The following is a 12891-nucleotide window of genomic DNA, read 5'->3' on the forward strand; positions in this document are numbered from 1 at the left end:
GTGTCGTCGGCGTGTCGTCGGTGTGTCGCAGGTGTGTCGCGTACGGGGCGATCGGCGGGTCAGAACACGGCCAGCGACGCGTTCGTGATGTCGGTCATCAACATGTGGCCGGGCGTATGCGCGATCGCGATCGGCAGCTTTGCGTCCATCAGCGCCGTTTGCGGCGTCACGCCGCACGCCCAGAACACCGGCAGCTCGCCGTCGCGGATCGTCACCGCGTCGCCGAATTCGGGCGCGTTCAAATCCTCGATGCCCAGTTCCCGCGGGTGGCCGATATGGACCGGCGCGCCGTGCACGCCCGGGAACCGGCTCGTGATCTGCACCGCGCGGATCGCGTCGGCGCCGCGCAGCGGCCGCATCGACACGACCAGCTGACCGCCGAAGATTCCCGCGCGGCGGTTCGGGATCGACGTACGGTACATCGGCACGTTGCGCCCCTCCTCGACGTGACGCAGCCCGATTCCTTCGCGGGCGAGCATGTCCTCGAACGAGAACGAGCAGCCGATGGCAAATACGACGAAATCGTCGCGCCACAGCGCTTCCAGCGATTCGACCCGCTCGGTCAGGCGGCCGTCGCGGTAGACGTTGTAGCTCGGCACGTCGGTGCGGATGTCGAGATCCTCGCCGAGCGCGTCGATCCGGAACGCGCCCGGTTCGCCGACGCCCAGCAGCGGGCAGGCCTTCGGGTTGGCCTGACAGAAGCGCAGGAAATCGTGCGCGTACGCGTCGGGCAGGATCGCCAGGTTCGCCTGGGCAAACGGGCCGCAATGGCCGGCGGTCGGGCCGCGGAACGCGCCGCGGCGCACGGACTGGCGGAATTCGGAAGGCGTCATGATGGTCGGTCGCGGAATCGGGATGGCGTGGCGATGACGGTGGCGTGTCATCGGATACGGCGAAGAATAGAAAAGAAAAAAATTTGTCGCCAACGAGTTTTTTTGCGGCCGTTGTATAGAATTTCTTAACGAATCCGCGGGTTTTCCCCGGTCCCGTTCATTTTTCGTCGCCGGCAAGCTGCGCATCCACCGCTCGCCCGACCGCCATGAATACCCGTTTTCTCGAAACCTTCGTCACGCTCGCCAAGCTGCGCAACTTCCGCACGACCGCGGCTGCGCTGCATGCGACGCCGGCCGCGATCTCGCAGCGCCTGAAGGCGCTCGAGGACGAGCTGCACACGGTACTCGTCGATCGCGACAGTCGCGCGTTCCGGCTCACGCCGAACGGTGAATACCTGCTCGGCTACGCGAAAGCCGTGGTCGAGGCGACGCAGGAGCTGCAGGCCGCCGCGTCCGGCGAGCGCGCGCTGCGCGGCAAGCTGCGGCTCGGCGTGATCGAGACGGTCGTGCACAGCTGGCTGCCGCACTATATGCGGCGGCTCGCGGCCGACTATCCGCAGCTCGAGATCGATCTGACCGTCGACGTCAGCGTCGTGCTGCAACGCCGGCTGATGGCCGGCGAGCTCGACCTGATCATCCGCGTGGAAGGCAGCGACGAGGCGTCGGTCGTGTGCGACGCGCTCGCGAACTACCCGGTGCGCTGGATCGCGCGCGCGGGCCTGCTGCCGAACACGCGCACGGGCCTCGCGCGGCAGGTGCTGCGCCAGCCGATCCTCACCTACGGGCGCGGGACCGCACCCCATCGTGCGCTGGAAGACATCGTCCGCACGCTTGCGCATGCGCACGGCGTGCCGCTGTCGGAGACGCGCATCACCGGGTCGCCGTCGATCTCGGTGATCGTGCAACTGGTGCGCGACGGCTTCGGCGTCGCCGCGATTCCGGTGCTGTTCGTCGACGCGCTGATCGAGAGCGGCGAAGTGGTCGAACTGCCGCTGCAGCCGTCGCCGCCGTCGATCGTCGTGTCGATGTCGCGGCGGGCCGACGCGCCGCGGTTCGTGCACGGGGCGTCGATCGCGGCACGCGCGGCATGTCACGAATATTGCGAGAAGAGCACGCGGTTGCTGGTCGAAGCGCTTTGATTGTGCAGCGGTGGACGACGCGCGTTCGACATCGCGACGCGAATCGCCCACAATCGCGTTCGGCGCGTCGCCGGATCGGCGCCGCGCATCGCGAATGAAGGCCGGGCCGTCCGGCATTCGTCGCCTCGCATGACCGTGCACGACAGGAAGGCAACATGCAGATTCGCTCCGCTTCGCCCCGCCTGAACCTCGCGCGCGTCGTGATCGTCGCGCTGTATGCCGCGTCGCTGCTGCTGCCCGTCGCGGCCGAACCGCCGAATGCGGCCGGCGCGGTGAGCTGGTGGCACGGTTACACGGTGCTCGCGCTCGGCGGGCTCGCGATCCTCGACCTGCAATTCGCATGGCTCGGCAATCCGCTGCTCGTCGTCGCACTGCTCAGGCCGAGCCGTACCGTGTCGGCGCTGCTCGCCGCGGTCGTGGTCTTTGCGCTCGGGTGGCATACGATCCCGACCGACGCGAACTACGAAACGATCCGCACGTTCGGGGCCGGGTACTACTTATGGATTGCGGCGATGGCTGGCGCCGCCGCGCTGCCGTGGATCGATGGGCGCAGGTCGCAGGAGGGCGGTGCGCCGAGCCGCACCGCCGATGCCGCGGGTGCGGCCGTGCCGACCGGTACCGGCAGCCCGGTCCGGCCGAATGCCGCACCGGCAGCGGCCCGGCCGTTTAGCCGGCAGAGCGGCTGGACCGTGACGGCAAACGATACGCGCATCGCGTCGACCGACCAGACCGGGACGACGCGCGGCATCGCGCTGTCCGACCTCGGCGCGATCCTGATCGAAACCAGCGACCACGGGCCGTTCGTGTCGGATGTCTGGTGGGTCCTGTTCGATACGAACAAGCAGTTCGCGTGCGGGTTCCCTCAGGATGCACACGGCGCGAAGGCAGCGGTCGACCGGCTGCTGGACCTGCCCGGCATCGATCACCGCAAGGTCATCGACGCGCAGACGTCGATCCAGCACGCGACCTTCCCGATCTGGGAGCGCGCGGCGAGTAGGCCGGCCGCGCAGGGAGAAGCCGGGGCGGCTGCCTGAGCGGCAACCCTTACGCGGATGGCCCCGCATGCGGCGGCATCAGCTTGCCGTCGCCATACTCGCGAAGCACCTGCGAAATCACGACGCGATACCCGTCCAGCCAGCGCGCCTGCTTCGCCTTCGCTTCGAGATGCGCGGGATACCGCATCAACTGCCGCAGCGCCGCCTCTGATTCCCAATAGTAGACGTTCTGGATCAAGCCGGCTTGCGCGTTCTCCCACGTTTCCTCGCCGAGATAGCCGGGCGTCGCACGCGCCATGTCGGCGATCTGCCGGTCGAGCCGGTGGAATTCGTCGTCGTACTGCCCGGCGCGAAAAATGAAGGTCGACGCGTACATGCGCTCCATCCGAACGATTGAAGAGCGCCAAGTGTAAGGCACGCACGGCGTGCCGCGATCGTCAGGCGGCGAGCGGAGCGGCGTCGATGCCGGAACAGTTCGCGCAACGACAGCGTCCGCACGCGTTGCACGCGAGCAGGTAGGTGTCTACCACGGCCGCCGTACCGAATCCTGATAGCGCGTGAGGATGAAGCGCGCGACGTCGTCCGAGTGATACGCGGCGACGAGCCGCGCGACCCACGGCTTCGCGCGATCGGCGTCGCGCACCGTGAGCACGTTCGCGTACGGCGAGCGGGCATCCTCCAGGCTGATGCCGTCGCGCGCGGGCTGCAGCCCGGCGCGGGCCGCGTCGTCGCTGTCGATCGCGACGAACGCGGCCGTATCGAGCGCCGCGTAAAGCCGGTCGCGGCGCAGCGCGACGAATTTCAGTCCGAGCCGGTTGCCCGTGACGTCGCGCAGCGTCGCATGCAGGCCGGCCGTGTCGCGCAGCGTCACCAGCGTGTCGTTCTGCAGCAGCACGAGCGCGCGCGCCATCCCGCGCGGATCGGCCGGAAGCGCGACCGTCGCACCGGGCTGCAGTTCGTTCAGGTTCTTCAGCTTGCGCGAATAGAACGCCATCGGCAGCGTGACGGTCGGCGCGACCTCGGTCAGCGCGACGCGCTTGCGTGCGCGGGTCGCGGCAAGCTGTTGCGCATCCTCGAAGCTGGCCGCGTCGATCCGACCGTCGGCCAGCGCCGTGTCGATGCGCGACGCATCGTCGAATTCGACGACGTCGACGCCCAGCCCTCGCGCGGCGGCCACCCGCTTCACTTCGTCGAGGATCTGCGCGTGCACGCCGCGCGTGACGCCGACGCGCACGGCCGGCAACGCGGTTTCGGCAGCCAGCGCCGCTCCGTGCTGCGTCGACGCGCACGCAATCAGCAGCCACGCCGCAACGAATCGCCCGATGGCGGTCGTCATGACGCGTCCCTCAGAATCGTGCGAAACCCGATATGCGACGCACCGAGATCGGCTTCCTGCCGTTCGCGCGACGACGCACGATAGCGCACGCAGTAATCGCGCGAGCACAGGAACGAGCCGCCCTTGATGACCATCGGCGTATCGTGCGGGCGCGTCGACGGCGCGACGGCCGCCGTGTCGCCGTTCGTGTGGGATTGATGCGGGCCCGTGTACGCGTCCTTCGTCCATTCCCATGCGTTGCCGATCATGTCGTAAAGACGAAAGCCGTTCGCCGCATAGCAGCCGACGGGCGCCAGCCCGGCGTGGCCGTCCTCGGCCGAGTCGAGCACCGGAAACGCACCCTGCCAGTAATTCGCGGCCGGCTTGCCCTGCGCGTCGCGCGGCGCCGCATCGAGCGATGCGTCGTCACGGCCGGCCTTGCCCGCGTATTCCCATTCGGCCTCGGTCGGCAGGTCGCGGCCGAGCCAGTGCGCATACGCGAGTGCATCGCGCTGCGTGACGAGCGTCACCGGCAGATTGCCGAGCCCCGCCACGTCGCTGCCGGGCCCGCGCGGATGCCGCCACGATGCGCCCTTCACCCACGACCACCACGCGAGGTCGCGCGCGTTCATCTCGTCGCGTGTCGGCACATGGAACACGGCGGCGCCTCCCTGCTGCTCGGCCTCGGTCACGTAGCCGGTAGCCTGCACGAATGCGGCGAACTGCGCGATCGTCACGTCGGTCTGGTCGATCCAGAAGCCGCCGACGCGTGTGCGACCGTCGCCGACCGGGCGCTCGTCCGCATAGCCGCGCGTGCTGCCGAACACGAACGCACCGCCGCGCAAATGCACCATCCCGGCCTTCGGATCGTCGCGCCACTTCGACGGCAGCCCCGAATAGCGTGCGCACTGGCGCTCCGAACCGAGCGGCGCGAGCGCTCGGCCGCGATTCAGGTCGTCGAACGCGCCGCCAGCCGGCGCCGCCGGACTCGCATAGCCGGCCGCGAACGCGGCGGCGAACAGCGTGGCGGCCAGCGCCGCGCCGATCGTCCAGAAACGGAACCGCATCGTCTCGCCCTCCGCGCTCAGTAATAGCCGCGCGGACGCAGCGGCTCGACGCCACCGACGTTGCTCATGTAGGCCTTCCACTGGTCGACGAGCGTGCCGATCACCGACGGGTTCTGCGCGGACACGTCGGTCGTCTCGCCGCGATCCGACGCGAGGTCGTACAGCTGCCAGTGCCCGTCGAGCGGCCCGAGCGGCGGTTCGGTCCACAGCGCCTTCCAGCGGCCGTCGGCGCTGCGCAGGTACGCGCGGCCATACGCTTCGTCGCCGAACGGCGTCGTGTGCACCTCGCCCGTCGCCGAGCCCGTGAGCACCGGCAGCAGCGACTGGCCCGTGACCGGATACACGTAGCGGTTGTTGTAGACGACCTTGCCCTTGTTCTGGTCGACGCCCGTCAGCGTGTTGACGAGCGGCGGCGCTGGCTGCGACGGCGGCGTGACGCCCGCGACCGCAAGGAACGTCGCCGTGTTGTCGGTCACGTGCGTGAACGCGCGCAGCGTCGGCAACGGCTGCGACTGGCCCGGCAGGTGCACGATGGTCGGCGTCGATACGCCGCCTTCGCCCGAATAGCCCTTCGTGAGCCGGAACGGCGCCGCGCTCACTTCGGCCCAGCGCAGCCCGTACTGCAGGCGCTGCGCATTCTGCTTGCCGTTGTCGGTGCCGAGCGCCGAATAGGCCGGCTCCTGCGCGTTCGCGGTATCGGTTGCGGTCGGGTCGGCGCCGGAATCGATCGGCCAGCCTTCCGCGCCGTTGTCCGACTGGAACATGATGAACGTGTTGTCGTATTCGCCGATGTCCTTCAGGTGCTGGATCAGCAGGCCGATGTTGTAGTCGAGGTTCTCGACCATCCCCGCGTAGATTTCCATGTAGCGCGCCTGTGCCCGGCGCTCGGCCGGCGACAGGCTCGCCCACCGCTTGTCGACCTTGCCGGGGCCGTAGTCGCCGTAGCCGTCCGCGGCCGAATGCACTGCGTTGACGTACTTCGCGCCGGCCGTGCCGTCGTTTGCGGTGGCGGGCGATGCGGCCGTCGTCTCCGGCAGCCCGTCGAACGGTTTGAAATCGGCGGGAATCAGGCCGAGCGCCTTCTGCCGCGCGATCCGTGCGTTGCGGATCGCATCGTAGCCGGCGTCGTACACGCCCGCGTACTTGTGCAGCCACGGATCGGGCACCTGCAGCGGCCAGTGCGGCGACGTGTAGGCCGCGTACGCGAAGAACGGTTTGCCGTCCTGCTTGTTGGCATCGATGTACGAGATCAGCTTCTGCGTATAGAAATCGGTCGAATAGAACACGGCCGGGCTGCCGCCCGCGCCGCCCGGCTGCCCGGGTTGGCCAGGCTGCACGTAGCGGCCGTCTTCCGTGTAGTTCGACGAGCCGGCCGGCTCGTGCGCGAAGTGGTTCGTCGCCGCGCCGCCGAGCAGCACGTAGCTGCGCTCGAAGCCCCACTGGTCGGGGGTCTGCCCGCTGCCCGTCGCACTGCCGACGATCCCCGAGCCGATGTGCCACTTGCCCGCGATGTACGTGTGATAGCCGGCGTCCTTCAGCAGTTGCGCGAACGACAGCGCGCGGTCGTTCAGGTAGCCCTCGTAGCCGGGCAGCCCGCGCCGCTCGTCGGTCGGCACGCCCATCGTGCCTTCGCCGACGAGATGGTGATCGGTGCCGGACACCAGCATCGCGCGCGTGATCGCGCAGACGGTGCCCGTGTGATGGTTCGACAGGATGCGGCCCGACGCGACGAGCGCGTCGAGGTTCGGCGTGTCGATCTCGCCGCCGAATGCATGGATGTCGGAATAGCCGAGATCGTCGGCCATGATGTACAGGATGTTCGGGCGTTTTGCCGGCGGCGTCACGCTGGCCTGCGGCGGCGGATCGCTGTCGACGCCGCCGCACGACGCGAGCGACAGCGCACCGGCGATCGCGGCGCAGACGACACGGAAACGGAAGGCATGCAACGGCGACGCGGGCTTTTTCATTGTTGTGGAACGCTCGATCTACGGGATCGGCGATCTTAGCGTCGCGGGCGCGGCGCCCAAAGTCGGATTCGTCACATGCTAACGGGGTGGGGGAATATGCGATGCAGGCCCGATACGGGCCATTTCGCGCGCCCGCGCCGCGATGGGTCAGCCGCGCCCGCCGAGGCTGCCGCCGCCGTCCACGGCCAGCACCTGCCCCGTGACGAAACCGGCTTCGTCGGACAGGAAAAACGCGATCGCGGCGGCCACGTCGTCAGGCGTGCCGAGCCGGCGCGCGGGAATCGTCGCGAGCACCTTGCGCTCGGCTTCGCTGCCGACGGGCCGTGTCTGGCGGAACAGTTCCGTCTCGATCGGCCCCGGCGCGACCGCGTTGACGGTCACGCCATGTTCGGCCAGTTCGAGTGCCCACGTGCGCGTGCAGCCCACGAGCGCGCTCTTCGCGGCCGAATACGCGGTGCGATCGAGGCTGCCGAAAATCGCACGACTGCAGATGTTGACGATGCGCCCATGACCGCGCGCCTTCATCGCGTCGGCGAAATGCTGCGTGACCTGGATCGCGGCCCGCACGTTCAGATCGAACACGGCCTGCAGCGAGCCGAAGTCGATCTGCCCGAGCGGCTGCGGCAACGCGATGCCGGCGTTGTTCACGATGCCGTCGATATCGGCCGACGCACCGATGCGCGCGAGCGTCGCGGCCGTCTGATCGATATCGGCGAGATCGCATGCGAGCAATTCCCCGGGGAAATCGACGCCCTGCGCATGCCGCGCGAGGCCGATGACGCGATGGCCGCGCCGCGCGAGCATCGAGCTGACCGCGAAGCCGATGCCGCGCGACGCGCCGGTAACGAGATAGGTGCGAGATGACATGATTCGTGCCTCGTGCGAAAGAATCGAAGACGGCGCGATGCGTGCGCTGCCGCGCGGTGCATGCACGTTCCGCACGATTGTGCGTCACGCGGAAAAAACGCGTACGGTCGCCGTGATCCGCTGCGCGCGAGCGGGCCGCCCGCCGTTATCGGCAGCGCGCGTCGCGACGCAACGCGATCCGCCATGCGAGTACCTCGCTCGCCATCCACGCGAGCGCGACGAGCAGCGGCGCGAGCGCCCCGACGAGAATCGGCTGGTGCGACGTGACGAGCGCGACGGCGCCGGCCGACATGCCGAGCTTCGGGCTCAGCTACGTCCACGCGACATATGCCGCGTCAACCGACCCTGCGCGACGGGCGCGGATCGCGCTCGCCGCGATCCGGCGCACCCTGCCCGTCTGCGTCATCCGACGCCAGTATCCGCGGAATCTCGTCGACCAGCGCATCGATGACGACGCGCACCTTCGACGGCACGTGCCGCGACTTCGGCCGCACCGCGAACACCTCCGCGCCCGATACGCTGTTGCTGTCCATCACGAGCGAGAGCCGGCCGTCGCGCAGGTACGGCGCCATCAGCCAGCACGGCAGCCATGCGAGGCCCGCGCCGGCGGCGGCGGCCTCCGCGATCGCCTGCAGGTCGTCGAACCGCAGGCGCCCGGCCACGCGGTGGTCGCGCACCTCGCCGTCCGCGCCGATGATCCGCCACGGCACCGGCTGCCCGCCGCGCGAATACGCGATGCCGACGTGCGACGCGAGTTCGTCGAGCCCCGACGGCCGGCCATGACGTTCGAGATACGCGGGCGAGGCGCAGATGCCCATGCGCTGCACGCCGAGCCGCCGGCCGACCAGCGCGCTCGTGTCGGCCAGCTCGCCGATGCGCACCGCGATGTCGACGCCGTCGTCGATCAGGTCGGCCAAGCGATCGCTGAACGACACGTCGATTTCGAGTCGCGGATGACGCTCGACGAGACGCCGCATGACCGGCGCCACGCATTGCCGCCCGAACAGCACGGGCACGCTGACGCGCAGCCGCCCGGACGGCTCGCGCCGCCCCGCGTCGAGCGCGGCCTCCGTTTCGCCGAGGTCGGCCAGCAACCGCCGGCATTGCTCGTAGTAGATGTTCCCTTCGTCGGTCAGGTTGAGCTGGCGGGTCGTGCGCTGCAGCAGCCGCACGCCGAGACGAAGCTCGAGCCGCGCGACGACCTTCGCCACCGCCGAACGCGTGACGCCGAGCCGCAGCGCCGCCGCCGCGAAGCTGCCCGACTCCACGACCTCGACGAATTCCGCGACGCCTCTGAGCCGCTCGTCCATGTGATTCCGCTCCGGTTCGTTCGCAGGTTTGTGTCCCGTATGGAAACAGTTCGTGGCCAAACTCTCGTCAATGCGTCCTCATACGCAACACTATGATAGTCCGGTCCCCTTCGAACCAGGAGTCGAACATGCATGCATGGCAACTGAAACCAGGCGACGGCGTCGCCGGGCTCCGGCGCATCGACGCCGTCCGCCGGCCGGTCGGGCCGACCGACGTCGTCGTGAAGATCCACTCGGCCGGGCTGAACTATCGCGACCTGATGTTCGCGCGCGGCGATTATCTCGGCATCGGCGACGCGCCGCTGATTCCCGTGGTCGACGGAGCGGGCGAAGTCGTCGAAACCGGCCGCGACGTCACGCGCTTCAAGCCCGGCGATCGCGTGATCAACACGTATTTCCCGCGTTGGATCGACGGGCCGCCCACGCCGGCGAAAGTCTCCGGTTCGCCCGGCGCGCAATTCGACGGCGTGCTGGCCGAACACTTCGTGTCCGACGAAACCGCGCTGGTCGCGATTCCCGCGCATCTCGACTACGACGAGGCGGCGACGCTGTCGTGCGCGGGCGTCACCGCATGGAATGCGCTGTTCGCCGACGGCGGCCTGAGCCCCGGCTCGACCATCGTGCTTCTCGGCACCGGCGGCGTATCGATCGTCGCGCTGCAGCTCGCGCACGCCGCGGGGCTGCGGACGATCGTCACGTCGTCGAGCGACGCGAAGCTCGAACGCGCGCGTGCACTCGGTGCGGATGCAACGATCAACTATCGCGCGACGCCCGAATGGCAGCATGAAGTGCTGCGGCTCACCGACGGCGCGGGCGCGGATCTCGTCGTCGAGGTCGGCGGACGCGACACGCTGCCGCGCTCGGTCGCCGCGACGAAGCTGGGCGGCATCGTGTCGGTGATCGGCGGCCTCAGCAGCTTCGGCGGCCCCGAACTCGGGCTGCTGTCGCTGATCGGCGGCATCCGGCGGCTTCACGGGATCATGGTCGGCAGCCGCGCGATGCTCGACGACGTCGTTCGTCTCGTCGACGCGAAGCGGATCCGGCCCGTCGTCGATCGCGTGTTCGGCTTCGACGAAGTGCCGGACGCCTATGCGTACCTGCAGTCGGGCCAGCATTTCGGCAAGGTCGTGATTCGCGTCGCGGCGTGACGGAGGGAAAGCGGCGCGACGCACGGTCACGCACGCGCATCGGCGGCGACGGACGGCGAGCATCCGCCATCCGTCGCCGCCCGCTTTACCGCACTCCTCCGTTAAAACTTGTGACGAATCCCCGCATGCACCATCAGTTGCTTCGACGTCGAAGACAGGTCCGCCGCGCCAGGGATGAGCGCCTGATCGAGCGATGAACCCGTCGCGTCGCCGGCAACCCGCTGATACGCGCCCATCAGGTACACGTCCGTCCGCTTCGACAGGTTGTAGTCGGCCATCAGCCCGATCGAATGGATCTTCGGCTTCGCGCTGCCCGTCGTCGCGTCGTAGCGCACCGTCGTGTACACGTACTGCGCGCCGACGAAGAACGCGGGCGTGAACTGGTATTTGCCGTTCACCTCGAAGTTCTGGTACTTGATCGCCGTCACCGTGCCGCCGGCGAGCGGCCCCGTCACGGGCGCGATTGTCTCGTCGCCGAACAGGTAGCCGACGTTCGCGGTCGGACGCGTGACGTTGCTGTTCGTGTACGCGAAACCGACCGTCGCGGGCCCGGCCGTGTAGTTGATACCCGCGCCGAAGATTCGCAGCCGCGCCGACGCAAAATTCGCATCGGCGCCGACCGAGCCCGAACCCGCGACCGCGCCGCCGGACGTCGCGCCCGGGTTGTTCGCGTTCAGGAACGCAGCACCGGCCAGCAGCCCGCCGTGCTCGTACTGCGCGCCCACGCTCCACACCCGGTTGTTCGCGAAGCCCGTGTCGTTGCTGAAGCTGTAGGTGCCGCCGAACGAGAAGCCCGAGAAATCGGGGCTCGCGTACTTGAGCGTGTTGTTGACGCGGAACGTGTTGCCCGTGTTGTCGTTATCGAGCGGGTGCGCGAACGGATAGACGCCCCAGCTCCCGTTCGCGGTCGTCGGCGCGAGATAGTCGACCACCGAATCGTATTGCCGGCCGAGCGTCAGCGTGCCGTAGCGCGTGCTGCCGAGCCCGACGTAAGCCTGCCGCCCGAACATGCGGCCGCCCTGCGCGAGCGTGCCGCTGTTCACGTTGAAGCCGTTCTCGATCTGGAACAGCGCGCTGTAGCCGCCGCCGAGATCCTCGGTGCCTTTCAGCCCCCAGCGGCTGCCCTGCGCGAAGCCGCTCGCCATCTGCCATGCACTGTGGCCGCCGACGTTGTTCGTATAGTCGATACCCGCGTCGACCAGCCCGTAAAGCGTGACGCTGCCCTGCGCGAACGCGGGCGCTGCGCACAGCGCCGGAATCGCGACGAAAAAAGTTCTCCAGTTCATTCGTTATCCTTATTCATTTTTTTGGGCCTGCACACGGTTACCCGAGCGATTCGCACGCCGTGCAGGCGGTTATTCTGTGCATCCGACGCGGTCGATCGCGCGCCGTCCCCTCCTGTGCGGCGCGCCCCAAAAGCGCGCCGCGCCGCTCACTTCGCGCCGTAGATGTCGAAGTCGAAATACTTCCGGTTGATCCGCTGATACGTGCCGTTCGCGAGAATCGTCGCGAGCGCGCGATTGAACGCGTCGCGCAGGTCGGTGTCCTGCTTGCGCAGACCGAGCCCGTCGCCCTGCCCGAAGTACTTCGTGTCGTCGATCGCTCCGCCGGCGAATGCAAAGTCCTTGCCCTGCGGCTTCTTCAGGAAACCGTCGCTGGCCGCGATCGACGCCTGGAACGCCGCGTCGAGTCGCCCCGTCACGAGATCGGCGTAGACCTGGTCCTGGTTCTGGTAAGACACGATCTGCACGCCGGCCCGCTGCCAGTTCGCGATCGCATAGTCGGCCTGCGCGGAGCCCTGCTCGACGCCGACCCGCTTGCCCTTCAGCGATTCGGCCGTCGGCAGCAGCGGCGAACCCTTGCGCGCGATCAGCCGCGCTGGCGCGTTCGAGATCCGGTTCGTGAACGCGATCTGCTGCATCCGCTTCGGCGTGATCGTCATCGACGACGCGATCACGTCGAACTTGCGCGCGAGCAGCCCCGGGATCATCCCGTCGAAACTCGACTCGACCCACACGCAGCGCGCCTTCAGTTCCTCGCACAGCGCATTCGTGATGTCGATCCCGAACCCCGTCAGCGTGCCGTCCGGCAGCTTGTACTCGAGCGGCGGGTAGGTCGGATCGACCGCGAGCCGGATTTCCTTGCCCGCCCAGTCGCCTGCGTGTGCCGCCCCTGCCGCCAGCGCTATCGTGAGCGCCGCCATCCACTGCTTCATTGCCGTCTCCTTGTGTAAATCATGAATCGAATTCG

General features: G+C 68.4%; 12 protein-coding genes and 1 pseudogene. 3 read left to right on the forward strand and 10 right to left on the reverse strand.

Annotated features, from left to right (window positions below; all coding sequences use genetic code 11):
• Nucleotides 1–59: 59 nt before the first annotated feature.
• Nucleotides 60–833 carry a putative hydro-lyase gene (locus HWX09_RS24160; protein ID WP_027782277.1) on the reverse strand — a complete coding sequence of 258 codons (774 nt, stop codon included), beginning with the start codon at nucleotides 831–833 and terminating at the stop codon, nucleotides 60–62.
• 206 nt (nucleotides 834–1039) lie between these two features.
• On the opposite strand from HWX09_RS24160, the gene HWX09_RS24170 reads away from it, so the two are divergent.
• Nucleotides 1040–1972 (forward strand): LysR family transcriptional regulator, encoded by a 933-nt coding sequence (locus HWX09_RS24170; RefSeq protein ID WP_027782276.1) that lies wholly within the window; start codon nucleotides 1040–1042, stop codon nucleotides 1970–1972.
• Nucleotides 1973–2127: 155 nt separating this feature from the next.
• On the forward strand, nucleotides 2128–3006 hold the full coding sequence (locus tag HWX09_RS24175; protein WP_027782275.1) for a hypothetical protein: 879 nt from the start codon (nucleotides 2128–2130) through the stop codon (nucleotides 3004–3006).
• Between the two features lie 10 nt (nucleotides 3007–3016).
• Here the strand turns inward: HWX09_RS24175 and HWX09_RS24180 are convergent, their stop codons facing one another.
• From HWX09_RS24180 to HWX09_RS24210, 7 genes and pseudogenes are all read right to left on the reverse strand, one after another.
• Complete coding sequence (locus HWX09_RS24180) at nucleotides 3017–3343, reverse strand: antibiotic biosynthesis monooxygenase (RefSeq protein WP_027782274.1); 327 nt, start codon at nucleotides 3341–3343, stop codon at nucleotides 3017–3019.
• A 147-nt stretch (nucleotides 3344–3490) separates the two neighbouring features.
• Complete coding sequence (locus HWX09_RS24185; RefSeq protein ID WP_027782273.1) at nucleotides 3491–4303, reverse strand: MetQ/NlpA family lipoprotein; 813 nt, start codon at nucleotides 4301–4303, stop codon at nucleotides 3491–3493.
• Nucleotides 4300–5349 carry a formylglycine-generating enzyme family protein gene (locus tag HWX09_RS24190; RefSeq protein ID WP_027782272.1) on the reverse strand — a complete coding sequence of 350 codons (1050 nt, stop codon included), beginning with the start codon at nucleotides 5347–5349 and terminating at the stop codon, nucleotides 4300–4302. The genes HWX09_RS24185 and HWX09_RS24190 overlap by 4 nt, the downstream gene beginning before the upstream one ends.
• 17 nt (nucleotides 5350–5366) lie before the next feature.
• On the reverse strand, nucleotides 5367–7316 hold the full coding sequence (locus tag HWX09_RS24195; RefSeq protein WP_027782271.1) for an arylsulfatase: 1950 nt from the start codon (nucleotides 7314–7316) through the stop codon (nucleotides 5367–5369).
• Nucleotides 7317–7463: 147 nt separating this feature from the next.
• On the reverse strand, nucleotides 7464–8183 hold the full coding sequence (locus HWX09_RS24200) for an SDR family oxidoreductase (protein ID WP_027782270.1): 720 nt from the start codon (nucleotides 8181–8183) through the stop codon (nucleotides 7464–7466).
• Between the two features lie 226 nt (nucleotides 8184–8409).
• A pseudogene (locus HWX09_RS24205) lies at nucleotides 8410–8523 on the reverse strand (EamA family transporter); the annotation flags it as partial.
• On the reverse strand, nucleotides 8519–9493 hold the full coding sequence (locus tag HWX09_RS24210; protein ID WP_051421338.1) for a LysR family transcriptional regulator: 975 nt from the start codon (nucleotides 9491–9493) through the stop codon (nucleotides 8519–8521). The gene HWX09_RS24210 and the pseudogene HWX09_RS24205, both read right to left, overlap by 5 nt.
• Nucleotides 9494–9621: 128 nt before the next feature.
• Here HWX09_RS24210 and HWX09_RS24215 point away from each other — a divergent pair, with 128 nt between their 5' ends.
• Nucleotides 9622–10641: an NAD(P)-dependent alcohol dehydrogenase gene (locus HWX09_RS24215; protein ID WP_027782269.1), complete on the forward strand. Its 1020-nt coding sequence runs from the start codon at nucleotides 9622–9624 to the stop codon at nucleotides 10639–10641.
• A gap of 101 nt (nucleotides 10642–10742) precedes the next feature.
• Here HWX09_RS24215 and HWX09_RS24220 read toward each other — a convergent pair whose 3' ends face one another.
• On the reverse strand, nucleotides 10743–11927 hold the full coding sequence (locus HWX09_RS24220) for a porin (RefSeq protein WP_027782268.1): 1185 nt from the start codon (nucleotides 11925–11927) through the stop codon (nucleotides 10743–10745).
• 146 nt (nucleotides 11928–12073) lie between these two features.
• A complete protein-coding gene (locus HWX09_RS24225; RefSeq protein WP_027782267.1) occupies nucleotides 12074–12856 on the reverse strand; it encodes an ABC transporter substrate-binding protein in 783 nt (260 codons plus the stop codon).
• Nucleotides 12857–12891 lie beyond the last annotated feature (35 nt).

It is taken from the genome of Burkholderia sp. BCC1208, from assembly GCF_902833095.1.
Classification (GTDB): domain Bacteria; phylum Pseudomonadota; class Gammaproteobacteria; order Burkholderiales; family Burkholderiaceae; genus Burkholderia.